This window comes from Ferdinandcohnia sp. GQ5 (assembly GCF_059759275.1).
Genome location: NZ_JCAXEW010000011.1, coordinates 1 through 24,752 on the forward strand (window position 1 = coordinate 1; position 24,752 = coordinate 24,752).

Annotated in this window: 20 protein-coding genes; 12 read left to right on the forward strand and 8 right to left on the reverse strand. The window is 36.9% G+C overall.

Going from position 1 to position 24,752, the window contains the following annotated elements; all coding sequences use genetic code 11:
* Positions 1-401: 401 nt before the first annotated feature.
* Positions 402-1,661: a tetratricopeptide repeat protein gene (locus tag AC6CHV_RS14305; protein WP_341332275.1), complete on the forward strand. Its 1,260-nt coding sequence runs from the start codon at positions 402-404 to the stop codon at positions 1,659-1,661.
* A gap of 175 nt (positions 1,662-1,836) precedes the next feature.
* On the opposite strand, the gene AC6CHV_RS14310 is transcribed toward AC6CHV_RS14305, so the two are convergent.
* Together AC6CHV_RS14310 and cudC are read right to left on the reverse strand one after the other, a co-directional pair.
* Complete coding sequence (locus AC6CHV_RS14310) at positions 1,837-2,100, reverse strand: hypothetical protein (protein WP_341332274.1); 264 nt, start codon at positions 2,098-2,100, stop codon at positions 1,837-1,839.
* A 5-nt stretch (positions 2,101-2,105) separates the two neighbouring features.
* Entirely contained in the window at positions 2,106-2,636 is a 531-nt protein-coding gene (gene cudC / locus AC6CHV_RS14315; RefSeq protein ID WP_341332273.1) for a choline uptake/conversion transcriptional regulator CudC, read from the reverse strand.
* A 326-nt stretch (positions 2,637-2,962) separates the two neighbouring features.
* On the opposite strand from cudC, the gene proV reads away from it, so the two are divergent.
* The 4 genes from proV to AC6CHV_RS14335 all read left to right on the forward strand — a co-directional run bounded on the left by proV (position 2,963) and on the right by AC6CHV_RS14335 (position 9,155).
* Entirely contained in the window at positions 2,963-4,213 is a 1,251-nt protein-coding gene (gene proV / locus AC6CHV_RS14320; protein ID WP_341332272.1) for a glycine betaine/L-proline ABC transporter ATP-binding protein ProV, read from the forward strand.
* The gene (locus AC6CHV_RS14325; RefSeq protein WP_341332271.1) at positions 4,213-5,061 is read left to right on the forward strand and encodes an ABC transporter permease; all 849 of its coding nucleotides are present in this window, start codon (positions 4,213-4,215) and stop codon (positions 5,059-5,061) included. The genes proV and AC6CHV_RS14325 overlap by 1 nt, the downstream gene beginning before the upstream one ends.
* The gene (locus tag AC6CHV_RS14330) at positions 5,061-5,960 is read left to right on the forward strand and encodes a glycine betaine ABC transporter substrate-binding protein (RefSeq protein WP_440272663.1); all 900 of its coding nucleotides are present in this window, start codon (positions 5,061-5,063) and stop codon (positions 5,958-5,960) included. The genes AC6CHV_RS14325 and AC6CHV_RS14330 overlap by 1 nt, the downstream gene beginning before the upstream one ends.
* Before the next feature lie 126 nt (positions 5,961-6,086).
* Positions 6,087-9,155, forward strand: coding sequence for an efflux RND transporter permease subunit (locus tag AC6CHV_RS14335; RefSeq protein ID WP_498079088.1), 3,069 nt, complete (start codon positions 6,087-6,089; stop codon positions 9,153-9,155).
* A gap of 1,054 nt (positions 9,156-10,209) precedes the next feature.
* On the opposite strand, the gene AC6CHV_RS14340 is transcribed toward AC6CHV_RS14335, so the two are convergent.
* Positions 10,210-12,042: a DNA ligase D gene (locus tag AC6CHV_RS14340; protein WP_498079089.1), complete on the reverse strand. Its 1,833-nt coding sequence runs from the start codon at positions 12,040-12,042 to the stop codon at positions 10,210-10,212.
* A gap of 48 nt (positions 12,043-12,090) precedes the next feature.
* On the reverse strand, positions 12,091-13,020 hold the full coding sequence (ku, locus tag AC6CHV_RS14345) for a non-homologous end joining protein Ku (protein ID WP_341332245.1): 930 nt from the start codon (positions 13,018-13,020) through the stop codon (positions 12,091-12,093).
* A gap of 473 nt (positions 13,021-13,493) precedes the next feature.
* Between ku and sigI the strand changes: the two genes are divergently transcribed.
* Together sigI and AC6CHV_RS14355 are read left to right on the forward strand one after the other, a co-directional pair.
* Positions 13,494-14,246, forward strand: a complete 753-nt coding sequence (sigI, locus tag AC6CHV_RS14350) for an RNA polymerase sigma factor SigI (protein WP_341332244.1) — start codon at positions 13,494-13,496, stop codon at positions 14,244-14,246.
* Positions 14,243-15,310, forward strand: a complete 1,068-nt coding sequence (locus AC6CHV_RS14355; protein WP_498079090.1) for an anti-sigma-I factor RsgI family protein — start codon at positions 14,243-14,245, stop codon at positions 15,308-15,310. Before sigI ends, AC6CHV_RS14355 begins: the two co-directional genes overlap by 4 nt.
* Positions 15,311-15,355: 45 nt before the next feature.
* Here the strand turns inward: AC6CHV_RS14355 and AC6CHV_RS14360 are convergent, their stop codons facing one another.
* On the reverse strand, positions 15,356-15,550 hold the full coding sequence (locus AC6CHV_RS14360) for an alpha/beta-type small acid-soluble spore protein (protein WP_099354122.1): 195 nt from the start codon (positions 15,548-15,550) through the stop codon (positions 15,356-15,358).
* A gap of 230 nt (positions 15,551-15,780) precedes the next feature.
* On the opposite strand from AC6CHV_RS14360, the gene AC6CHV_RS14365 reads away from it, so the two are divergent.
* Positions 15,781-17,130 (forward strand): TrkH family potassium uptake protein, encoded by a 1,350-nt coding sequence (locus AC6CHV_RS14365; RefSeq protein ID WP_341332242.1) that lies wholly within the window; start codon positions 15,781-15,783, stop codon positions 17,128-17,130.
* 72 nt (positions 17,131-17,202) lie between these two features.
* Positions 17,203-18,551 (forward strand): IS3 family transposase gene (locus tag AC6CHV_RS14370; protein WP_498079091.1). Its coding sequence is split into 2 segments (ribosomal slippage): positions 17,203-17,647 and positions 17,647-18,551, totalling 1,350 coding nucleotides; the frame shifts between segments, so codons are not numbered across the junction.
* A 70-nt stretch (positions 18,552-18,621) separates the two neighbouring features.
* On the opposite strand, the gene AC6CHV_RS14375 is transcribed toward AC6CHV_RS14370, so the two are convergent.
* Positions 18,622-18,978 carry a DUF3905 domain-containing protein gene (locus AC6CHV_RS14375; RefSeq protein WP_121445313.1) on the reverse strand — a complete coding sequence of 119 codons (357 nt, stop codon included), beginning with the start codon at positions 18,976-18,978 and terminating at the stop codon, positions 18,622-18,624.
* Positions 18,979-19,123: 145 nt separating this feature from the next.
* Here AC6CHV_RS14375 and ykzP point away from each other — a divergent pair, with 145 nt between their 5' ends.
* Entirely contained in the window at positions 19,124-19,279 is a 156-nt protein-coding gene (ykzP, locus tag AC6CHV_RS14380) for a protein YkzP (RefSeq protein ID WP_498079092.1), read from the forward strand.
* 42 nt (positions 19,280-19,321) lie between these two features.
* On the opposite strand, the gene AC6CHV_RS14385 is transcribed toward ykzP, so the two are convergent.
* The gene (locus tag AC6CHV_RS14385; RefSeq protein ID WP_498079093.1) at positions 19,322-21,067 is read right to left on the reverse strand and encodes a DUF4080 domain-containing protein; all 1,746 of its coding nucleotides are present in this window, start codon (positions 21,065-21,067) and stop codon (positions 19,322-19,324) included.
* 211 nt (positions 21,068-21,278) lie between these two features.
* Here AC6CHV_RS14385 and AC6CHV_RS14390 point away from each other — a divergent pair, with 211 nt between their 5' ends.
* Both AC6CHV_RS14390 and AC6CHV_RS14395 read left to right on the forward strand, forming a co-directional pair.
* The gene (locus AC6CHV_RS14390; RefSeq protein ID WP_498079094.1) at positions 21,279-23,039 is read left to right on the forward strand and encodes a methyl-accepting chemotaxis protein; all 1,761 of its coding nucleotides are present in this window, start codon (positions 21,279-21,281) and stop codon (positions 23,037-23,039) included.
* 113 nt (positions 23,040-23,152) lie between these two features.
* A complete protein-coding gene (locus AC6CHV_RS14395) occupies positions 23,153-23,641 on the forward strand; it encodes a methylated-DNA--[protein]-cysteine S-methyltransferase (RefSeq protein ID WP_341332238.1) in 489 nt (162 codons plus the stop codon).
* Positions 23,642-23,698: 57 nt separating this feature from the next.
* Here AC6CHV_RS14395 and mtnA read toward each other — a convergent pair whose 3' ends face one another.
* Positions 23,699-24,748 carry an S-methyl-5-thioribose-1-phosphate isomerase gene (gene mtnA, locus AC6CHV_RS14400; protein WP_341332237.1) on the reverse strand — a complete coding sequence of 350 codons (1,050 nt, stop codon included), beginning with the start codon at positions 24,746-24,748 and terminating at the stop codon, positions 23,699-23,701.
* Between the last annotated feature and the right edge of the window lie 4 nt (positions 24,749-24,752).

Sequence of the window (24,752 nt, forward strand, 5' to 3'; positions counted from 1 at the left end):
CTATCTGGGACCGTTTTTTTTATAGTACTTTTTGTGTATTTGAACATGTCTTTACATATTAATCAGAACAGAGCATAGGTTTTAATGAATAAAAAAAGAAAAGAAAGACACTCAATATGGCAAAAGTCAGTGTGACTTCCATCGTGTTGCTCTGAAAAATGAGTCTTTTGCCCTATTTATTAAAAGAGGGTTTTTACCAATTTTCTAGAAAAAGTTATTATAAGAGTTTAGACAGTCAACAAATCAGAAACGAAAAGGTCTAGGAACTCACGCTATAGGTACGGAGCGTACACTTTAAATACGTGAAGAACGGAGAGACCAGATGATGACAGGATTCAAAGTTTTTCATTTGATGGCTTTTTGAATTGCCTCTATAACCAGTCAATGAGAGGGTATGAAAGATGGAGATAGGAAGCAGAATACGTTTCTTTAGAATTCAAAACAATATGACACAAGAAGAATTGGCACATGAGATTATCTCAATTTCTTATCTTTCAAAAATTGAAAATAACCAAACCTCTGCAAGCATAGAGGTACTTGAATTATTATGTGATCGATTAGGAATCAAGCTAATTGAAAGTGAAGAATATGCCCAGCTAAAGGAGCTTTATGATTGGTACCACCTAATGGTTTCTCGAAAAAGGGAGCAGGCGGTTTCATTTTATGATGCTTATGAATGTAAGAATACAAATGATTCACGGGTTGCCATTTTCTTTGTTCTTTTTGAACTAAGGTATCTAATATTTACAAACCAATTAGAAAAAGCTGAACAACATATCAAGAAAATTGAATTATATAAAGATATTTTTGAAATTCGAATGAATTACTTCTACGAAAAATTTGTTGGTCAGTTTTATTATTTGAAAAGCCAGTTTTCCGTTGCAATGGATCACTTTAAGGTAGCAGAGGAGATTTTAACGAGCAGTGTACACTTTGAGAGCTGGGAAACGGCTGATTTATATTATTATAAAGGTCTAAATAATAACCGGATGGGGAAATTAGCCTTAAGTATCGTGTATATACAGAAGGCATTGGCAATCTATCAATCTCTTTACGATTTAAAAAGGAGTGCTGAGTGTCAAATATTATTGGGAATTTGTTATGAAAAAATAAACGAATTCGAAATGGCTGAAGAGAATTACTTGCTTGCAACAAAGGTAGCAGAAGGGATAAAAGACCCGTCATTACTAGGTTTAATTTATCATAATCAAGGTGTCCTCTATTCAAAATTAGGTGAATCCAATAAAGCCATTAAGCAATTTGTAAATAGCCTTGAACATAAAGAAGAACACATGGTAATTGGGCGTTTACGGTCGATTCACGGTTTAATTGAAGAAAATTATAAAATAGGAGACCATGAAGGATGCAAAAAATGGCTTGAGGAAGGGTTTACCATAGTTGAGAATCACCAGGGGTATCCTGAATTCAAGATTCATTTTATCTATTATGATTATTTGTTGAATAAGTCTGATAACTTGATGAGATTTATTGAAAAGGATGCATTGCCATATTTTGAAGGCATTGAACATCACCTTTACGTAGCCTATTATGCAGAGGAACTTGGAAAAATCTATCAAGAAAATCATAAATATAAGCTAGCAAGCTATTATTTTTCAAAGGTAATCTCATCTTTGAAAAAACATAGTCATATAAATCAATAAAGGAGATGATCGTAAAATGAAAAAACTAATGCTACTATTCGTGCTTGGGCTTGTGACAATTGCTGGTTATCAATTAAATGAAGGAGTTGCATGGGTGGACAATGACTATCCAGATTCACACGAAGTACAGGTATAATGTAGAAAGCAGCCTGATTGAGGGCTGCTTTCTTTGATTCTATAGAAAATTATGATAATCTGTTTGGTTATTTTTTACTTCATCGATTTGATTTTGAATGCTGCGGGAGTCGGTAGAACGTTTCTTTTTGGAAATAAGGTCTACTACAAAACCAACAAAGAGTAACCCTCCAAAGAAGACTAACATCCAGCCCCATAATGGCATTTTCTCACCCCCATATAGTAACGTATGAAATCGTATTAAATTGATGAGGGATACAGACGAATCGTAATCTGTTTTTAACATAAAAAGAGCAACGTTCATAAACGTTACTCTTTTGGAACAAATGTAAAGATTTCATGTGATTCAAAGCTATCTACTAACCGGTTAAGCCAAAAATAATATTCTAACGCATTGTTTAACTTTGCAATATCATTTTCTGCTTCTACTTTAACCTCTTCGCTAATTTGTTCGTCCTCTATGAGTTCCTTAAGATCAGCTAATGATTTCTGAATGGCACTTACATTCATAGAAATGCCACTCCTCCATTTTATCGTAAAAAAGTCAATAAAAGTTTGATACCAGTCTTCTTCAACCTCATAAAGGTCTTTTCGAATCCCTTTCTTCCATACCTTATCAACCATTTTTAATTCCACCAAGTTACGAACGGAAGTACTCATACTTGTTTTACTCATGCCTAATTCTTGTTTCATATCATCCAGCGTCATCGGCTCATCATGAAAATACATGAGACCCCAAAGTCTTCCAACTGAAGGTGTTACTCCATATAAATTCATATTTTGAGCAATCGCATCAATCACACGTTCTCGGGCTTTTTCTAGCTTGTCTATGCCTTGCAAATAGATTCACATCCTACATCAAAGGTTTGATATATATAGACTACTCATTTGTACAATGAATGTAAAGGGGAGGTGCTGGAAGGATTATGGAGGATACTGAAGGAATTCTATGCATTTAAGATGTAAAGTATGTACAGTTTTTACTTTACAAACTTTACGGTTGCATATCACGTTATATCAACTTTGAGTATTTTGGAAATCATTACTACAATTAAAAGGTCAATGTGACTATTGCTTTCTACATAGGATACAGTAGTTTGTTTGAAAATCATAAAGGGTAGTTTGTATTAGGCAAGTTTTCAGCAAGAAAAAATTGAGGTGACAGAATGGAAAGTGAGAAACAAGCAAAAATAAAGGTTTCTAGTGTAACGAAAATTTTTGGACGATCGTCTAAAAAAGCTATTCAACTTTTAAAAGAAGGAAAAACAAAGCAAGAAATTTTAAAAAGCACTGGATCAACCGTTGGTGTAAATCAAGCAAGCTTTGAGGTATATCCCGGAGAAATCTTTGTCATTATGGGGTTATCCGGAAGTGGGAAATCTACCTTAGTTCGACTTTTAAATAGATTAATAGAACCAACTTCTGGTCAAATTTTTATTGATGGAAAAGACGTCGTATCCATGAATAAAGAAGAAATTCGAGAAGTACGTAGGAAAAAAATGAGCATGGTGTTTCAACGCTTCGCATTATTCCCACATAAAACGGTTCTTCAGAATACGGAATACGGACTAGAAATTCAAGGTGTAGCAAAGCATGAACGTTCACAAAAGGCGTTCGAGGCTCTTAAATTAGTCGGTCTTGAAGGCTATGAAAATCAATATCCTGACCAACTTAGTGGTGGGATGCAGCAGCGAGTTGGGCTTGCAAGAGCGCTCGCAAATGACCCGGATATATTATTAATGGACGAAGCATTTAGTGCTCTAGATCCATTAATTCGTAAGGATATGCAGGATGAATTGATTGAGTTACAAGGCTCTATGGAAAAAACGATCGTCTTTATTACACATGATCTCGACGAAGCGTTACGAATCGGTGACCGTATCGCTTTAATGAAGGACGGAAACATCGTACAAATCGGAACCCCTGAAGAAATACTAATGAATCCATCTAATGAGTATGTAGAAAGATTTGTAGAGGATGTTGATTTATCAAAGGTACTGACTGCAGGCCATATCGTCAAACGAGCGGAAACCGTTCAGGTTGATAAAGGAGCCAGACTTGCTCTTAAAATCATGAAAGATAATGGTTTATCGACTGTCTATGTTGTTGACAAGCAGAATAGACTTGTTGGTGCGGTGAGTGCTGTAGAAGCTTCGAAAGCGGTCGAGCAAAAATTACCATTAGCTGAAGTCATGGAAACAAATCTTAAAACGGTTGATACAAGTACATTACTTGTTGATTTATTCGATGATGTTTCACAAGCTACTATTCCAGTAGCTGTAGTTGATGAACAAAATCGACTTAAGGGAATTGTCATACGAGGTGCCGTGATCGGTGCACTTGCTGGTAATGACACATATATAAATGACTTTGGGGCTGAACAACTCCCTCCAAGTGATGAAAGGGAGGCTTTATAATGGAAGGTTTATTACCAAAGCTGCCAATAGCGGATTGGATCGATACATTTGTAGACTGGTTAGTCTCAAATTTCGAATTTTTATTTGAAGGAATTGCAGTAGGACTTGAAGGATTTGTAGAAGGGATTGTAGCAGGATTAGGATTTATTCCTTCTATTCTACTAACACTTATCTTGGGTGCTGTGGCCTGGAAAATTTGTAATTGGAAAATTGCACTTTTTACATTGATTGGTTTATTTTTAATCGATAACCTTGGTTACTGGGGCAATATGCTTGAAACAATTGCACTTGTGCTAACCTCTGTGGGAATATCGGTTATTCTTGGAATACCGCTAGGAATATGGGCCTCACAAAGTAAAACTGTGGGAAGTATCGTGATTCCAATTCTAGACTTCATGCAAACAATGCCTGCATTTGTTTATTTATTACCGGCAATCTTTTTCTTTAATATCGGAGTTGTACCTGGTGTTGTGGCGTCAGTTATATTTGCAATGCCACCAACAATTCGATTAACGATACTTGGAATTACCCAAGTGCCACAAGATTTAATAGAGGCAACTGAAGCCTTTGGATCTACAACAAAACAAAGATTAGTAAAAGTTCAAATTCCATTGGCTATGCCTACAATTATGGCCGGTATTAACCAAAGCATCATGCTTGCATTATCTATGGTGGTAATTGCCTCCATGGTAGGAGCACCAGGGTTAGGAGCAGATGTATACCGAGCTGTTACACAACTGCAAACAGGAACTGGTTTTGAAGCTGGTCTAGCGATTGTTATTGTTGCAATCATCTTAGATCGGATTACTCAAAATATAGGAAAAACTAAACAAGGGGGAACTGCTTAATGTTAAAAAAAGTAGTCAAAGCATCATTAGCAATTGGATTTACTCTAGGATTAGCTGCATGTGGTGGCAATTCTGATGAGGCAGGAACTACATCTACATCTTCAGCATCTGTAGGAGAAAGTGTAGATTATGAGATTGTTGGAATTGATCCAGGGGCAGGAATCATGAAGGCAACTGCTTCAGCAATTGAAGAATATGGTCTTGAGGATTGGACTGTAGTTGAAGGTTCTGGTGCAGCTATGACAGCAGCACTTAAGAAGGCCTATGATAAAGAAGAACCAATTATCATCACTGGTTGGACACCTCACTGGAAATTCTCAGCTTTCGATCTTAAATATCTTGAAGATCCTAAGGGAGTATATGGTGGGGAAGAAAACATCCATACTATTGCACGAAATGGTTTAGAAGAAGACATGCCAGGTGTTTATAAGTTCTTGGACCAATTCAATTGGACATCAGATGATATGGGAAGTGTAATGGTAGATATTAATGAAGGAACAAAACCGGAAGAGGCCGCTGCGAATTGGATTGAAGAAAATCCAGATAAAGTTGCAGAGTGGACTGATGGTGTAGAGGAAGGAAATGGCGAAGAAGTAAAATTAGCCTACGTTGCATGGGATAGTGAAATCGCAAGTACCAATATTGTAGGTAAGGTTTTAACAGATTTAGGATATAAAGTAAAAATGAGCCAAGTAGAAGCCGGCCCAATGTGGACTGGTGTAGCTGATGGTTCTGTTGATGCACACGTTGCTGGATGGTTACCTGTAACTCATGCTGATTATGTAGAAAAGTATGATGGTCAGTTTGAAGATTTAGGTTCAAACCTTGAAGGCACAAAAATCGGCTTAGTTGTACCAGCATACATGGATATTGACTCAATCGAAGACTTAAAAGAATAAGAGTCAATCATGTAAGGATAAGTTAAAAAGAAACTGTACATTCTCTAGAGGGTGTACAGTTTTTTTCTATTTAATGGGTATAATGTCAATGATACTGTACTTTTTGCGAAATGAGGTACTTTTTTTATGAACATAAGCAACTTTTCAATAAAACGACCAATATTTACGTTGGTGACAATGTTTTTAGTGATAATTCTAGGATTCGTTTCCTTAATGAATATCCCGCTTAAATTAATCCCAGAAATCAATCCACCTGTAGGTGTAGTTGTTGCAAATTATTTTGGCGCTAGTCCTAATGAAGTTTCTGAAAAAGTGACAAAACCTCTTGAACAAAGTTTATCAACATTGCCCGGCTTAAAAACAATGTCCTCCACTTCTCAGGAGGGTGCATCACTAATCTTATTACAGTTCTCATGGACAACATCGATTGATGATATAGAAAATGACATTTTAAGTCGGATTAATCAAACACAAATTACCGATGATGCAGAGGCGCCTCGGTTTCTAAAATTTGATCCATCTCAGTTTCCGATTATTCAATTGTCCCTTAGCATGGAAGGGGATGAAAAGGGTCTCCAAGAGCTTGCAGAAAGTCTAACAACTGAACTCAATAAAGTTGAAGGTGTTGCGAACGTTAATCTGTCAGGTATTGTTACAAAAGAAATAAAAGTCGAACTTAATCAAGACCAATTAGAAGAATACGCCTTGACCCAGGCTGATATTGTAAACATTCTCCGTGCAAATTCCGTCTCATTACCTGGAAATACAATTGAATCTGAAGGCAGAGAACTTACTACAAGAGTAATTAGTACATTGGGGTCGGTCCAGGACTTAGAGGAGCTTTCGATAACAATTGACCCACTACTTGGTGAAAAAGTAGTTCTAGGTGACCTTGCTGAAGTTAAAATTGTGCCCGAATTAAAGAAAACCATCACTCGAGCAAATAAGGAACCTGCGATGTTAGTCAGCGTCCTCCAAGAATCAGACGCAAATACAGCGCAAGTATCAAAAGCCTTCCAAACAGAACTAGAAAAGAAGCTCTCTCAGGACAAATATAAAAATGTTCAAGCTGAAGTACTGTTTGATCAAGGGGATTATGTCAAAATCGCCATTGGAAATATTACAAGTACATTGCTATTAGGCGGACTGTTTGCGATGATTGTACTCTTTTTCTTCCTTAGAAGTGTTAAGAGTCCACTCATTATCGGAATTGCTATTCCCTATTCCGTCATTGTTACCTTTGTGCTCATGTATTTTTCGGATTTCTCGTTAAATATACTTACGTTAGGTGGACTAGCACTTGGTATTGGGATGCTTGTTGATAATTCAATCGTCGTCATCGAAAATATTTATCGTCATTTATCAATGGGGAAAGAACCAAAACAAGCTGCTGCAGATGGAACAAAGGAAATTGGAACGGCGATTATAGCATCTACTTTAACTACGGTAGCGGTCTTTTTGCCAGTTGTGTTTATTACCGGTCTTATCGGGGAATTGTTTACTGAATTTGCTGTTACGATCGCGTTTAGTTTATTCGCATCCCTTGTTGTGGCACTAACAGTTGTTCCAATGCTAGCCAGTCGATTTTTAAGGAAACCGAAAGGAAATCTTGAGAATAAGCGCCAGTCTTCATGGGGCATGCGATTCTTAGAAAATGCCACGAGATGGTCACTTCGACATCGCCTCATGGTCCTTTTGCTCACGATTGTGTTCTTTGCGGCCAGTATATTCGTGTTGTTTAGAGTCGGAACGGAATTCATTCCAAAAAGTGATGAAGGATTCTTTACAATCAATTTAAAACTTGAAAATGGAACGCCACTAGATGAAACACAAAAAATAGTGGGAGTAATTGAAGATAAATTAGAAAAAGAGGCTGACGTAGATGTATTTGTAAGCCTGATAGGCTCTAATCAAGAGAATAGTTTCAGGGGTGGAGGAAGTTCAAATGAAGCAGAAATTTATGTGAAAATGGTTGGTTTCGAGGAACGTGAGCGCTCAACATTTGAGTTTGTTGACGAGACGAAATCGAAAATTGAGTCTACAGTTCTCGAACTTCATCCAGAGGCAAAAGTAAGATTTAATTTACAATCCTCATCGGGTTCAACTCCAAACACTTTGCAGTTTCACGTAAAAGATACAGATAAAAACAGGCTGAATGAGGCTGTTCAAAGGCTTTCAGAAGCGCTGGTTGATTTGAAAGATGTTACAGAGGTTTCTACAGATGTTTCAAAAACAATTGAGGAGCTTCAAATTACGATTGATCAAGAAAAAGCGTTTGAGGAAGGGCTTATGCCTGTACAAATCGCAACAACTGTAAACGATGTTACAAGAGGAACAAGAGCGTTGCAGCTAACTGATGAAGACAATCAAATTTATCCGGTTACTGTAGGCTATGATCGAGACTTTACAAACAATATCGAGGGTCTAGGGAACCTGCTTATTAAAACTCAAGCAACAACTTTTGTGCCTTTAAACGAAGTGGCAGAAATTGAAATAGGCGAGGGGCCGCAAACTTTACGAAGAATTGACCAGCAGAATGCCGTACAATTTACAGTCAAATACGTAACGACAACAAATCTTGGTGCAATTTCGAAAAAGGTGGATGAAGTAGTAGCAGACCTTAAACTTTCTGATGAAACAGACATCGTCTACAGTGGTGATAAAGAACTGTTAGAATCCTCAATTGATCAATTGGGTCTTGCCTTTGTGCTTGCACTAACATTGATTTATATCGTAATGGCAGCACAGTTTGAATCATTAAAATATCCGTTTGTTATTATGTTTACGGTTCCGTTAATGGTCATCGGGGTTGCAATTGGCCTTAGTCTCACAAACACTCCAATCGGAATCACAGCTATCATCGGAATTATCGTGCTAGCGGGAATTGTGGTAAACAATGCAATTGTGATTGTTGATTATATTAATAAGAAGAAAGAGGACGGTATGGCTTCTCATGAAGCAATCGTTGTCGCGGTTAAAGATCGAACACGACCAGTGATGATGACGGCCAGCACAACCATTTTAGGGCTATTGCCTCTAGCATTCGGTATCGGTGAAGGCTCCGAAATTAACCAACCGATGGGAATTACCGTCATTGGTGGTTTGATTAGCAGTACCTTGTTAACTTTGTTTATCATTCCAATTGTGTATAGCTTGTTTGATAAGGAGACGAGGAGGAGAGCTAGAGCGGAATAAGGATAGTTGTTGGGAATATTGGAAATGGTGCAGGGAGCTATAGTTGATATCGAAGGGTTTTTTGGTGGCTTTTGAGTGATGGGATCAAACAATGGTAGATAAGGTGTGGGGTTTGGGTAATCTCTGGAAAAGGTGGTTGGATAAGTGTTAGATATGGTAGGGGTATAGGGTAATGGTGGAAAAGGCGGTTGGATAAGTCTTAGATATGGCAGTGTTATTGGGTAATGGTGGAAAAAGTCATAGCATAAGTGCTTGATATGGTAAGAGTATTGGGTGATATTGGAAAGAGTAGCAGCATAAATAGTAGGTATGAATGGAGTTTTGGGTAATGTTGGAAAAGCTGATGGGATAAGTGCTTGATATGGCAAGGGTATTGGGGGATATTGGAAAAAGTAGCAGCATAATGGTAGATATGAATGGATTTTTGGGCAATGTTGGAAAAGGTGATCAGATAAATGGTTGATATGACAAGACTATTGGATAGTTCTGGGAATTGTCATTGCAAAAGTGGTATTTAAGATAGGGGTTTTGGATAATTAAGGAAAAACAAACGTTAAATAAGCTTGGTGAAGTACATTTTAAGCCAAATTCAGAGCGAAAATGTACTTCATAAGCCCGATGAAGAACATTAGGAGCGAAAATTAGAGCACAAATGTACTTCATAAGCCCGATGAAGAACATTACGAGCGAAAATTAGAGCACAAATGTACTTCATAATCCCGATGAAGAACATTTCAAGCCAAAATCAGAGTACAAGTGTACTTCATAATCCCGATGAAGAACATTACGAGCGAAAATTAGAGCGAAAATGTACTTCATAATCCCGATGAAGAACATTTCAAGCCAAAATCAGAGTACAAGTGTACTTCATAATCCCGATGAAGAACATCTCAAGCCAAAATCAGAGTACAAGTGTACTTCATAATCCTGATGAAGAACATTTCAAGCCAAAATTAGAGCCGAAGTGTTCTTCATCACCAAGTAACCCACATGTACTCTAAATACATCAAGCCCAAAACTCACTTTCCTCAATTCCAACCAATGACCCACGCTCCTAGCTTTGTCTCAAAAACTTCAGCACAGGTTCAAATGGCTGTTTCTCTTTCGCATCAAAATAATGCGTAAAGGGGCAGCCTTTTTCGTTAATTCTATTAATGATTGTTTCCAACGGAAAATCTTCAATTGACAAATCATCCGTTATTTCGTCCCAATATAGTGGGGTGGCAACATAGGCTCCCTCATTCCCGCGAACAGAGTAGGGTGCTACAATGGTTTTACCCTCAGCATGCTGTACGTAATCTACGTACATGCGGTCTCCCCGATTTTTTTTCAATCTTTCAATCGTAAACAGGTCAGGTTCCATGGTTATTAAATAATTGGCGATAAACTCAGTAAATTGTCTCGTATCCTCATACGTAAACTTGTTTTCCGGAAGAGGTATATAAATCTGTAAACCTTTATTTCCCGAAGTCTTTACAAATGATATCAGTTTCAGTCCATCAAATACTTCTTTCAGTATGGATGCGGCTTTTTTAGCAAGTGGAAAAGCCGCGCGCGACGGTGGATCCAAATCAAACACAATCTCAGATGGTCCTTTTGAATGAATCGTTTGAAATGGGATGTGAAACTCGAAACTTAGTTGATTTCCTAACCAAGAAAGGGTTTTTAAATCATTGCACATAATATATTCAATCCCATCAGACATAGAGGTCTGGATAAAGTCAGGTGCATACTCCGGGCAGTTTTTTTGATAAAAGGACTCACCATACATCCCATGTGGATAACGAATCACGGTCAATAAACGCTCTTTTAAAAAAGGAAGCATATAAGGTGAAACTTCAACCAAATATTGAATATAATCGAGTTTTGTTATCGATTTATCCTTCCAAAGTGGCTTGTCAGGATGAGTAATCTCAATTTCTTTAGGTAGAAGTGGGGCATTTTTAATGAGCTTATCCCATGTGCACTCCCGCCATTCCACATCAAACCGAAATTTTGAGAAGCTAGGCTGTCGTAATTGCTCTTTATACAACTCTAGATATAAAAGTTCAACACAGATGCCAGGGTCGACTTTAATAAAACTAGCTGTTTCTTCTGTGGAGTTTGTTTGTATAACACGAAGGAGTGCTTGTCTTTCATCAGTAGAAAGACCGTGTGAAAATAAGCCTGCTTCATAGATTTGTTTATTTCTTATAACCCCGACATGAAAAAAGGCATTCTTTTTATCGTAGCCTAGAATAAAAAAGACACCAACTTGCCAATTTTTTATTTTATACCAGTTAGTGGTGCGCTTTCCTTCCTCCCAAGTGCTATCAATTTTTTTTGCAATAATCCCTTCAGCAATATGTTCTGTAGCATTCTTCCAAATCGCGTCGAGGTCTATTTCGTATTTAATTAATTGGATGAGTTTGTCACTACTTGGATTAATGATGTGAGAGAGATCGGCTTTACTAAAAAGATCATAAAGTTCATCTTTTCTTACCTGAAGTGATTCAGCCTTGAGATTCTGACCACTTAACTCTAACACATCAAACACCAAATAATGAGCAGGTGTTGAAGCAGATGCTTGTTTAATTTTATCGGTGCTCCTTAATCGGCCTCTTTGCTGAATTTTTTCAAAACTAGCTTTATAAGGAGATTCTAAAATACATAGTTCTCCATCTAAAATGAGTGGCAAGTAGGGAATCATTTCATCCAAAAGATCTTCACATTGCTTTATAATCTCTGGAAACTGTTCATTTAAGAGGTTTCCGTTCCTACTGATTAGCTGGATTCGATCTTTTTCCCAATGTAGCATCGCGCGGAAACCATCATATTTAATTTCATATACCCAGTTTTCGCCAGTAGGTGCTTCGAAAATAAGAGTTGGAAGCATAGGCTTCAGCATCATACCACTCCTTTAATTAAGGGGAGAGCTCCTTATTAGGAGCTCTTTTCAGGTACCGACTTTTTTACGGGTAGTTCTCGTTTTTGGTTTGACAGATGTTGTTTTATCTGTTCCTGTTGGCGCTTCAGCTTTTGCTTTTGGTTTTGCAGCTGTTGCCTTTGCTGTACCTTTTGTAGTTGCTGCCTTTTTGGGTGCTGCTGTTTCCTTCGATTTTGTTCGTTCGATACTAGCCTGCAAGGCACTCATTAAATCCACAACATTTGTCCTTGGAGCTTCTTGAGAGGTTGTTCCTTCATTATTATTAATTTTAGATTCGATCAGCTCCATGAGAGCAGTGCGGTATTCATCCTTATACTTATCAGGATTAAATTCTGTTGTTAATTGGTCTATCAGCATGATGGCGGTATCAAGTTCTTTTTCATTAATATCCACATTTTCTGGGACACCTGGGACCTCACCTACATTCCGAACTTCGTCAGGATAGTGAATCGTTTCCATTACTAGGCTGTTTTTATAAACTCGGATAATGGCCATTTGTTGTTTGGAACGGATTGTAATTTCAGCTATCCCGATTTTACCTGATTTTTGAAGAGCCTCACGAAGGAGTGCATAGGCTTTGCTTCCATTTTCACCAGGCCCCATAAAGTAAGAACGGCTAAAATAGATTGGATCAATTTCTTCAAGTTTTACGAAATCAATGATTTCTACACTTTTATCCTCGTGCTCGTCCTTTAGTTCTTTCAGTTCTTCATCGTTTAAAATGACGAATTTCCCTTTTACATATTCGTAGCCTTTAACAATGTCATCATTTCCAATGTCCTTTTCACAATTCGGGCAGATTTTTTCATATTGAATAGGGGTATTGCATTCTTTATGAAGATTTCGAAGCTTGACATCCTTGTCTTCAGTTGCTGAGAAAAGCTTTATTGGAATATTGACAAGACCAAAGCTAATTGAGCCCTTCCACATCGTATGCATATGTTTTCCTACTTTCTTTTTGTGATCTAAGTCTAACTCCAGCGCCTCGCCCTTCATTGTCCCAAAGCGAACTTTCAAAAAGGATAAAATCCTTTCCACCAGCTTTTCCTTATGGATGAGCAAGGCGCTTGCGCTTTTATTTTCTATTGTTTCCTTTAAATGGGGAAGGAATGTTGGTAATAATAACCTCAAAATAATTCGTAAAAATATATTTGATAAAAAAGTATTATTTACCCCCTCAAAAATAATACCGAAGACGTAACCTTTAAATGAGTCAAACATTACAAAAATAGAAGCGGATGTAACGGAAAAGAAATATATGTTACAGAGCTTGTCACCATTTCTATATAAGAATAGTCTTTCGTATTAGTTCTTTTGTAATATTTTCAGCTAGAGCATTCCAATGTGAAAAATTGTTATTGAATCTCGCTTCAGACTCTTGCTACTATTAACAGATAGTAAAGAGAATTGAGGTGAAACAGGTGCTTAGCCTTTTATTTAAAATTGGAAAACGAAAAAGCACTCTGGAAGAAACCGTTATAGAGATTCAAAATGGAAATCAACAACTACAAAATAAACTAATTGATGACTATAAGCCCTTTATTGCGAAAAATGTTTCTGCTGTTTGTAAACGATATATAAATGAATCAGACGATGAATTTAGTATCGGCCTTATTGCATTTAATGAGGCAATTGAAAAATACTCGAAGGAAAAAGGGAGCTCCTTTTTATCGTTTAGTGAACTTCTCATTAAACGACGAGTAATTGACTACATTCGTAAAGAAGCACGAGTACGCAATATAAATTTTATCTCTAATGGTGAAACAGATGAGGAAGGAGCTCAATCAAAGCTCGAGGCTCATCTATCTGTTGACGATTATCAAAGGAAAGTGGAGCAAGAACAGAGAAAAGAGGAAATTCTCCATTTTCATCAGGTATTGCAGGAATTTGGTTTGTCATTTCAAGAGCTCCTTGAAATTTCGCCAAAACATGCAGATGCTAGACAAAATGCTATTATGGTATCAAAGGCCGTTGTAGAAAATGCAGAGCTGATGGAGACGCTGTTTGAAAAGAAACACCTTCCAATTAAGCAGCTAGAATCAAAGGTTTCAGTTAGTCGTAAAACGATAGAGAGAAATCGAAAATACATTATTGCAATGGCAATCATTTTATCTAGCGACTATGTCTATTTAAAAGATTATCTAAAAGGGGTGCTCGAGAGTTGAAAAAGGGGATCGTTATGGATGTGAACGATGATTATGTTACGATGCTAACCCCTGATGGTGAGTTCGTAAAAGCCAAACATACTAAAAAGAGCTATGAAATTGGCGAAGAAATAGCCTGTTTTCCAATCGACGTGCGGGTAAGGAATGCTTCAAAGCCGCGGTTTTTTCAGGTAAGGAAATGGCGTTATGCGTTAGTAAGTTCTTTAGTTGCAATTTTATTTTTATCTTTATTTATTCCTTTTTCAACGCGTAATGAAGTGTATGCATACATGTCCATCGATATTAATCCAAGCTTTGAAGTTGGATTAGACGAAAACCTACAAGTCATAAGCTTAGAAGCTTTAAATGACGAGGCGAAAAAACTGCTTGAATCCATTCCAGATTGGAAAAATAGCACGTTAGACTCAATCACAGAAGAAATCATTGAACATAGTAAAAATAGTGGCTATCTCAAGGACGGTAAGCAAGTTTTAATTACCACAGTTGTGACGGACTCGCATGATACAAAAATAGACCGTGAACTTGAGCAAGGTATTGAAGAAATAAAAAAAGAATATAAAAAGGAACAAATTGCAGTTACCTCAATAACAAGTACGGTTGAAACAAGGAAAGCTGCACAAGAAAAGGGGATCTCGACGGGGAAACTGCTAATTGAAAAAGATAAAGTTCCTAAACCAGTACAAGAAAAGAAAGTACAGCCTGTTCGCCAAGAGAAAAAGAATCAACAGAAAAAGGCATATGAGCAGAAAGAGATAAACAAATTTAAAAACAATCAAAAACAACAGGCTGAAGAAGTTAAGGAAGAACTAAAAGAGAAAAAAGAACAGATAAAAGAAAAAGTCAAAAACAATATTGAAAACTCCAATATGCCAGCCCACTTAAAAGAAAAAAAATTAGAGAAAATTGAAGAGAAGTGGGAAAAGAAGAAGCAAAAACAAGAAGAAAATTGGGAAAAAAAGCCACGTAAGAAGGAAGAAAAAAAACGGGATAAAGAAGATAGATGGGATAAAAAAGAAAATAACAATCGTGGCAAAGACAGAAAGCATGACGATGATGACGATTAAAAGCCGAGGCAAATTTGCCTCGGCTTCGTCCATTTTATGAAGTTATTATTCTCCGCCTCTTAATTGGTGTTGTGCTTGGGAAACGAGGCGTTTTGTAATTTCGCCGCCTACAGAACCATTTGATCGTGATGCTGTATCTGAACCAAGCTTAACACCGAATTCTTGGGCTATTTCAAACTTTATTTGATCTAAAGCCTGTTCAATTCCAGGAACAAGCAATTTATTACTACTTCTAGCCATTTAACTCACTCCTTTTTAGATATAAACAACGTTTAATTCGTTGTATGTTTAGTATGAGAATATAATTAATTTCAATACTGGAAATGCATACTAATCATCATATCGGAAAAGTATCAAGACAAAAGCCTTTTTAGTTGACCGTTCGTTTACACAAAAAAGACTTTTAAAATGGTAAGTAATTCTTTAATATAAAGGAATAGATTTCGCAATTAGGTTAGGGTGACATAAAAATGTGGAAAAAATTAAATTTGTATTTCAACGATCTCTCTCCAGCTCAATTAATTTTTGCATTCTATCTATTGGCTGTTACGATTTCCGTTATATTACTTAGTCTTCCTTTTGCTATTAAGGAAGGGGTGGAGGTCGACTTCATTGATACGTTGTTCACAGCTGCAAGTGCAGTAAGTGTAACAGGATTAAGTGTAATTTCAGTCAAAGATACATATACCGTTTCTGGTATTTTTATTTTGATTTTCGTTTTACAGGTTGGCGGGATTGGAATTATGACAATGGGTACTTTTATTTGGTTATTATTTCGTCGGAAAATTGGTCTTCGTGAAAGACGATTAATTATGGTTGATCAGAATCAATCACAGTTATCAGGTTTAGTAAATCTTCTTAAACAAATTATTATTATTATGGTTATTATTGAGTTGTTTGGAAGCATGATTTTAGGTCTTTATTTTATGCAGTTTTTTGATACCTGGCAGGAAGCTTTTATTCAGGGTATTTTTGCCGCAGTTAGTGCGACCACGAATGCAGGGTTTGATATTACAGGGACCTCTTTAGTGCCTTATGCAAACGATTATTTCGTCCAATTTATTACAATTATACTAATCATTTTAGGCGCAATTGGTTTCCCAGTCTTAGTCGAAATCAAGGATTTTCTTTTTCAAAAACAAGGAAGATATCGATTCTCACTTTTCACGAAGCTTACGACTGTTACATTTTTATCCTTAGTTGTTTTTGGTACGATAATGATTCTACTATTGGAATTTAATCATTTCTTTAAAGGAATGAACTGGCATGAAACCTTCTTCTATGCCTTATTTCAATCGACAACAACTAGAAGTGCTGGTCTTGCAACAATGGATGTAAATCAATTTTCGGAGCCTACATTACTGTTTCTGGGTGCCATGATGTTTATTGGAGCTTCGCCCAGCTCTGTTGGTGGAGGAATTCGTACCACGACATTTGCAATAAATATATTGTTTTTATATCACTTTGCAAGGGGAAACAAGAATATTAAAATCTTCAAACGTGAAATTCATGAAGACGATATTAGAAAATCACTTATAGTCACGATTTTTGCTTTTTTTACTTGCTTTATTTCTGTATTTTTATTAAGTATTACTGAGGACTTTACTTTTACGGAAATATTCTTTGAGGTAGCATCTGCTTTTGGTACATGTGGTTTATCAATGGGGGTTACGCCAGATTTAAGTAATTTCGGAAAAATACTGATTATGTTATTAATGTTTATCGGACGGGTAGGTATCTTAAACTTTATCTTCATTATCGGAAAGAAAGGAAAGGATGTAAATTACCACTACCCGAAAGAGAGACTAATAATTGGATAATAAAAAAGAGCACCGATTTGAACTGCCCCGTAAATGTTAGACACTCTAATCTAACGTTTACGGGGTGTTTTTATGGCTAAATTTACAATAGAAAAGAAATTAGAAGTTGTCCAAAGGTACTTAAATAATGAGGGTGGATATGGGTATCTTAGTAAAATGTTTGGAATATCTAAAAGCACAATAAAAAAATGGGTTTTACAGTATCAATATCATGGTGGAAAAGGGCTAATAAAAAGCTATACAAACTATACTGTTCAGTTTAAACTAGACGTACTAAAATATATGAACGAACAAGGGACATCTCTATATGAAACAGCTGCTATTTTCAATATTCCATCTCCCAGTACCATAATTACTTGGAAAGTGAAGCTTGAAACCAAAGGATTGGATGCCCTTAAAGTGAAGAAAAAGGGGCGTCCATCTATGGAAAAAGAATCAAAGAAGTTAGCACCAGTTGAAGGATCAGTTGAAGCACTACAAGCGAAAATTGAACGTTTAGAAATGGAGAACGCCTATTTAAAAAAGTTGAATGCTTTAGTTCAAATGCAAGAAAAGTTACAAACAAAATCAAAGCGCAAGTAATTTTTGAACTAAAGCATAAGTATGAAGTTGTGGATCTTGTTGAAGTCGCTGACATTAAACGTAGTACGTATTATTATTGGGAGAAAAGATTAAACCAACCTGATAAGTATGCGAACGTTAAAGAAAGTATTAAAGAGATATTTCATGAACATAAGGGTCGTTATGGACACCGTCGGATCACGATAGAACTAGAGAAACGAGGGTTTAAACACGATAAAAAAACCATCAATGGTTTAATGAATGATATGGGCTTACTATGCTTAGTCCGAATGAAAAAGTACCGTTCTTATAAAGGAAATGTGGGAAAAGTTGCTCCTAACATCCTAAATCGCGATTTTTCGGCAGAGAAAGTGAATCAAAAATGGGTAACTGATGTGACGGAATTCCACCTATTCGGTGAAAAGCGTTACCTCTCTCCAGTACTTGATTTGTGTAATGGTGAAATCATTGCTTATAATGTCATGAAACGTCCTGTTTATAAATTAGTGGGTGAAATGTTAAACCAAGCAATAGAAAGTATTCAACCAGGAGATCAAGTGATTCTTCATTCAGATCAAGGCTGGCATTATCAAATGAGACAATATCAAAAGACATTAGAACAGTACCAAATTACGCAGAGTATGTCCCGAAAGGGAAACTGTTTGGACAATGCGGTCATGGAAAACTTCTTTGGCTTATTAAAGTCCGAACTCCTTTATCTACAGGAATTTGACAGTATAGAACATTTTGAAAAGGAATTAGATGATTATATTCACTATTACAATCACAAACGAATAAAGGCAAAATTAAAAGACTTGAGTCCTGTAGAATATCGAACTCAAGTCTTAAAAGTTGCTTAAAATATGTGTCTAACTTATTTGGGTCAGTTCAATTCGGGTGCTCTTTTTTAATATCGTTCGCTTTTTCTATTTAGTCGTTTCCATAGCTAGTGTCTTTTGATGGATGCATGAATGGAACTCCTTTAGGTTGTTTTTTACTTTCAAGTAATTCACGATTCTCGGTTGTATTCCAGCCGATATCGTTTGTTGGATGTACCCACTGGTCTCCGGCCATAATTTCTGGATCCACTTCATCGCTCCAATTATTCAATGGTGAATGGGGGGAGTCATAAAGACTATCGCCTATGACCACTCCATGTTCGTTAACAAATGGTTCCTCCATTTTGATTCCAGTACCTTTAAAGGATGGAGCTGAAATTTGATGGGGCATCGTTTCGTCTAAAATTGGTGATTCAATCTCTTCTGATTGTTTTTTCTCTTTTGTCAATCTTATACACCTCACCTATCTATTTTCTATAGTGTTTGCAACAACCAGAAATTTATAAAATGTAAGGTTTAGAAAGAGGTGTATTTTACCACCTATGTAGATGACATTCACGGTAAAAACTACAGATGAAAAGGGGGTAAAAACGATGAAACGTAAAGTGAAGTTTGATGCAGCAAGAAAGAGTAATTTTACACCAAAAGAAAGTATGCCTGATTCAGAATTTTCAGCAGAAGCAGATTATGAAAATCCAATGAAGGGTGCAAATCGTAATTCCAAAAAAGGAAACAGCACTGGCGAATAGTCCTCAAAAAAGGAAAAAAGAGTCAGCCAGGCTGACTCTTTCTTATGAAACTTTTCGAGAATACACTTTTGCTTGTCTTTCAATCGGATCAAAATAAACGAGTAAATACGTATCTTGTAATTTGATCTCACCTGTTTGTTTATAAGTCTCAAGGTCAAATGGTATTTTTTCAACAACTGTATGCTTGTATAAATCTTTTTCTTGAAGTTCTAGTCTGCTGAATTCCTCACCTAGAGCAGTCGGTTCCTCCACAATCTCCTGATAGAAGTTTGCACGATCTTGCTTACTTACAAGGTCTTCCCACCAAGGTTTACGTGGCTTGTATTTTTGATTTCTTAAATAATCATATTTCATGATAGCTTCTATAACCGGGAGCTGATATTGGTTTGTCGCTTGTAAAAATTCATAGAGCCGCTTGAATAAATCCTCTAACTGGTGACCAATTCGAGACCATCCACGCTCATCCCAATACGTACCAAAGTCTTGGAAGAAATCAAATGGTGTCTCAAAACTATGAGTAACCAAAAACTCCACCGTCTCGTTCATTCGATGGTCATTCCAATATTTTTCAAGTACATCCTCTACCTGCTTAATTCTTGTTATATCCTCAAAACTCAAAACATTATTTCCTAGAATCTCATAAGGTGAGTGATCCATATAGATATAATCGTGCTGTGCTGCAGTGATTCGTACTCCTGTACCACGAAGCATTTTTAAAAAGCCAAGCTGAAGCTCCTCGGGACGCATTTCAAACACATCATTAAATGTTTTTCGGAAGGATTGATAATCTTCCTCAGGTAGACCGGCAATCAAATCTAAATGCTGATCGATTTTTCCGCCTTCTTTGACCATCATTACAGTCCGCTGCAGCTTTGTAAAGTTTTGCTTGCGTTTAACCAATTCATTTGTTAAATCATTTGTTGATTGAACCCCGATTTCAAATCGGAACAGCCCAGCAGGTGCATTCTTATTTAAAAAGTCAATGACTTCAGGTCTCATAATGTCTGCTGTAATTTCAAATTGAAAAACAGTACCTGGACGGTGTTCATCAATTAAAAACTGAAACATTTCCATCGCATAGCTTCTGCTAATATTGAAGGTGCGGTCAACAAATTTAATGGTTTTAGCACCATGGTCCATTAAGAAACGAATGTCATCTTTAACTTTTTCACGATCAAAATAGCGGACACCAACTTCAATGGAGGAAAGGCAAAATTGGCAATTAAATGGACATCCACGACTTGTCTCAATATAAGTCACTCGTTTTGATAAATGTTCGAGGTCTTCTTCAAACCGAAAAGGTGATGGTAATTCTTTAAGATTGAGCTTATTTCGTTGTGGATTGATTTTCAAACGATCTTCTTTACGGAAAGCGACACCACTGATGTCATCTTTACTTTCATTATCACGAATCGCAGTCAGTAGATCTTTAAAAGTTTCCTCTCCTTCACCCATGACAATGTAATCAACCTCGGGTATGCGCTCAAGCCATTCATGAACATCATAAGTCACCTCAGGGCCGCCAAGGATAATGATTAGCTCCGGATTTATTTTTTTTAGCATTTTGATGACTTTAATCGTTTCTTCGATATTCCAAATGTAACAGCTAAAGCCGATAATATCCGGCTTTTTTCGATACAAGTCAGTAACGATGTTCATTGCAGGGTCCTTAATTGTATATTCCGCGAGTGTAACATCAAATTCAGGTGCTGCAAAAGCCTTTAAATATCGAATCGACAGACTTGTATGGATATACTTTGCATTTAACGTACTTACAACAATATTCATTTTTTTACTCCTTATTTTAAAAACACTATGATTAACTAATATATTCTACCACATGAGGCTACTTGCACCAAATACAAGTGAATATTCCTTAGTTTAATTCTCAGAATTCATTCCAAAGTCCGACAATTTCTACTATAATAAAGAATAGCGAAACAGAGATTTTGTCGAAAGATCTAAAATAGAGAAAAGAAGTAAACAAGGGGGTAGGCTCTTGAAGGGGTCAATAAGGGAGAAACGGGAAAAGAACGAACATAGAAAGTTACCAACAAAACTAGCAGCATGGTGGCATAATTTGAAGATTGGTAATAAATATGGAGTGGCATTTACGATTACCATTCTTTTATTTTGTTTATCGGCATTAGTCATTTTTGTACAGCTGCATCAAGTAAATAATGAAATGAAAGAAGTGAAAAAAAGCGGCGAGCAATCCATAATGATTACTGAAATTGCTAGTGTTTTCAACCAGCTAGGAAGCGAGATTAGTATTTACATACAAGATAGTAATGGAAAACACGTTACAGCATTTCAAGATTTAAGTAAACGATATGACAAATTATCTGATGAACTTAAGCCTTCTCTAACAACTATAGAGCTTCAGCATTATAACAAGGTTGGAGAAAATAAGCAAAAGCTCACCACTTTATTTGATGAGAAAGTTTTTCCAGCGGTTGTCTCGGCAAATAAGCTTAGTTCAATAGAAGCTAGTAAGGAAGCTGAACAAATAATTAAAGATACTGTCAGACAATTGGATCAGATGAGAGCGAACATGAAAGTAAAAAGTGAACGTGCCATTACAGTAGCAAATTCGAATGTAACTGGAACGGCTATTGTTTTACTTGTTTCAATAGTCATATCGACGATAATTGCTATTTTAAGCCTAGTGATAATCGGTAGAAATATTGGAAAGCAGCTTAAAAAATTGATTGGAATTTCGAATCGAATTGCAGAGGGTAACCTAAATGTCGATGTCATTCAAGTGAAAGGACATGATGAAATAGGGTTGCTCAGCAAGTCATTGAACGTAATGAATGAAAGCCTTCGGTCGATGATTCGCGAAATTACAACGGTTTCCGAGCAAGTAACTACAAAGAGTTCCGAATTAATGATCTCGTCAAGTGAAGTGAAAGCAGCGAGCCAGCAAATTGCGTCTACCGTCCAAGAGTTATCAACAGGGGCTGAAGAGCAGGCTAACTCCTCTACACAATTAGCTAAAATGATGGATGATTATGCTGAGAAAATTAAGACAGCAAATCAAAGTGGAATCCAAATCAATGAGTCGTCACAAAACGTATTGGATATGACGAAAAAGGGCCATGAATATATGAGTGCCTCAACAGAGCAAATGAATAAAATAAACAACATCATGCAATTTTCCGTCGAAAAGGTAAAAGGACTAGACGAACAAACAAAACAAATATCTACCCTTGTTAAGGTCATCCGAGATATTGCAGATCAAACGAATCTGTTGGCACTTAATGCAGCAATTGAAGCAGCACGAGCAGGAGAACATGGAAGAGGATTTGCAGTTGTTGCAGATGAGGTCCGGAAATTAGCTGAACAAGTATCTCATTCAGTTAAAGACATTACTGAAATTGTAAATAGCATTCAAAAGGAGTCAAATTCAGTTGCTCAGGTTTTATTAAATGGATACAGCCAGGTAGATGAAGGGTCCAAACAAATTCAAATAACTGGACAAACGTTTAAGGATATTTATGATGCCGTTACAGACATGGTTAAGCGTATCCAAACGATTTCTGAAAATCTTGATACAATTACAAGTAATACGGTGGAAATGAATGTATCGATTGACAATATTGCTGCGGTTTCAGAGCAGTCAGCAGCTGGAGTTGAGCAAACGTCTGCCTCTGTTCAACAGACCACGAGTACGATGGAAACAATTTCTGACCATTCAGAGCTGTTATCTCATTTAGCAAATAGACTAAACACCATGATTACTAAATTCAAACTATAAGGCGGACAGGCCAGTGCACTAATCAAAGCACTGGCTTTCTATTTAGAAAATATAGGATTTCCAAAATGTTTCAGGGTTTTGTAAAATAAAAGTAGAGAAGGGAGTTCTGCGCGATGTATAAATATAGTGAAATGAATACCGATATATTTGGAACTATTTATATCCTTGTCCACGGAATGGAATTAGTTGACATCTCACTCTCTGAAGAGGACTGGGAAGTGGCAAATAAAAAGTACAATGCTTCCAATGCTCCGGACGATGCTACTATCGTTAAAATTAAAAATCAGCTTGAGGAATATTTTAGCGGGGAACGAAAGATATTCAGCCTCCCAATTAAATTTCGTGGTACAGTGTTTCAAGAACAGGTGTGGAATGAACTTTTAAATATTCCATACGGTGAAACTCGCTGTTACGCGGATATTGCGGATGCCATTGATAATCCAAAAGCCGTTCGTGCGGTTGGACAAGCCAACAGGAAAAATCCAATTCCGATTGTAATTCCATGCCACCGTGTAATTGGAAAAGACAAGTCATTGACGGGATACTCTGGTACACGAACAGATTTAAAAGAAAAATTGTTGGAATTGGAAGGCGTGTTTTAAAGATCTTTCAAATCAAAAAATCCAGTGTGCCTTCACACTGGATTTTCTTATAATCTATTATCTTTCAAACACCTGCTGGATTTCCGTTCTTAGCTCGCCTTGTAAAATTCCTTTTTCCGTAATAATGGCTGTAATCAGTTCATTTGGTGTAACATCAAACGCAGGATTGTATACTTTTACTTCTTTTGGAGCGACGCGAACACCACCCAAATGAGTCACTTCTTCTGGATTTCGTTCCTCAATCGGAATTTCTTTTCCACTTTCCAATGTCACGTCAAACGTAGAAAGAGGTGCCGCGACATAAAATGGAATACCGAATGTTTTTGCTAATAACGCCAAATTAAAGGTTCCTATTTTATTGGCAGTATCCCCATTTGCTGTAATTCGATCAGCACCTACAATGATCGCATCAATGCCTTTTTCCAAAATTGTATGGGCGGCCATATTGTCCGTAATGAGTGTTACATCCACTCCTGACTGAAGTAGCTCCCAAGTTGTTAACCGAGCACCTTGTAATACTGGTCTTGTCTCAGATGCATAGACTGATAGATTAATTCCTTGTTGTGCAGCAAGATGGAAAGGTGCTAGTGCAGTTCCATAACGTGCTGTTGCGATTGAACCCGCATTACATATTGTCAACACCTTGAATCCATCTTTGAATAGAGAAAGTGCATATTCACCAATTTGGCGGCAAACCCCTTCATCTTCTGCTTGAATTCGAATCGCCTCATGGACAAGTGTTGTTTTTGCTTCATTCACTGACTTTGAAGCTTCGATACTTGCAACTAGACGGTTTAATGCCCAAATTAGATTTACAGCGGTAGGGCGTGAGCTTCCTAAGTATTCTTTATCTTTTTGGAGTCTTTCCTTGAATTCTTGTATGGATGTTACATCATAGCCTTGAGCAGACAATGCTAAACCAAACGCAGCAGTAATTCCTATTGCTGGAGCTCCACGGACTTTTAATGTGGTAATACTGTCCCAAACATCCTCAATTGAAAAAAGGTCGATAAATACAGTTTCCAACGGAAGCTTTGTTTGATCTAATAGTTTGATATGTGTTTCATTCCACTGAACAGATTGAGGAACTTTTTTTGTGTATGTCATGTTG

Bases quoted from the DNA above. Each gene is read 5' to 3' on its own strand.
- mtnA (WP_341332237.1), bottom strand. From the start codon at position 24,748: ATGACATACACAAAAAAAGTTCCTCAATCTGTTCAGTGGAATGAAACA.
- AC6CHV_RS14360 (WP_099354122.1), bottom strand. From the start codon at position 15,550: ATGGCTAGAAGTAGTAATAAATTGCTTGTTCCTGGAATTGAACAGGCT.
- AC6CHV_RS14325 (WP_341332271.1), top strand. From the start codon at position 4,213: ATGGAAGGTTTATTACCAAAGCTGCCAATAGCGGATTGGATCGATACA.
- AC6CHV_RS14340 (WP_498079089.1), bottom strand. From the start codon at position 12,042: ATGCTGAAGCCTATGCTTCCAACTCTTATTTTCGAAGCACCTACTGGC.
- AC6CHV_RS14305 (WP_341332275.1), top strand. From the start codon at position 402: ATGGAGATAGGAAGCAGAATACGTTTCTTTAGAATTCAAAACAATATG.
- proV (WP_341332272.1), top strand. From the start codon at position 2,963: ATGGAAAGTGAGAAACAAGCAAAAATAAAGGTTTCTAGTGTAACGAAA.
- AC6CHV_RS14365 (WP_341332242.1), top strand. From the start codon at position 15,781: ATGTGGAAAAAATTAAATTTGTATTTCAACGATCTCTCTCCAGCTCAA.
- AC6CHV_RS14330 (WP_440272663.1), top strand. From the start codon at position 5,061: ATGTTAAAAAAAGTAGTCAAAGCATCATTAGCAATTGGATTTACTCTA.
- ku (WP_341332245.1), bottom strand. From the start codon at position 13,020: ATGCATACGATGTGGAAGGGCTCAATTAGCTTTGGTCTTGTCAATATT.
- AC6CHV_RS14385 (WP_498079093.1), bottom strand. From the start codon at position 21,067: ATGAATATTGTTGTAAGTACGTTAAATGCAAAGTATATCCATACAAGT.
- ykzP (WP_498079092.1), top strand. From the start codon at position 19,124: ATGAAACGTAAAGTGAAGTTTGATGCAGCAAGAAAGAGTAATTTTACA.
- AC6CHV_RS14395 (WP_341332238.1), top strand. From the start codon at position 23,153: ATGTATAAATATAGTGAAATGAATACCGATATATTTGGAACTATTTAT.
- AC6CHV_RS14310 (WP_341332274.1), bottom strand. From the start codon at position 2,100: ATGAACGTTGCTCTTTTTATGTTAAAAACAGATTACGATTCGTCTGTA.
- AC6CHV_RS14335 (WP_498079088.1), top strand. From the start codon at position 6,087: ATGAACATAAGCAACTTTTCAATAAAACGACCAATATTTACGTTGGTG.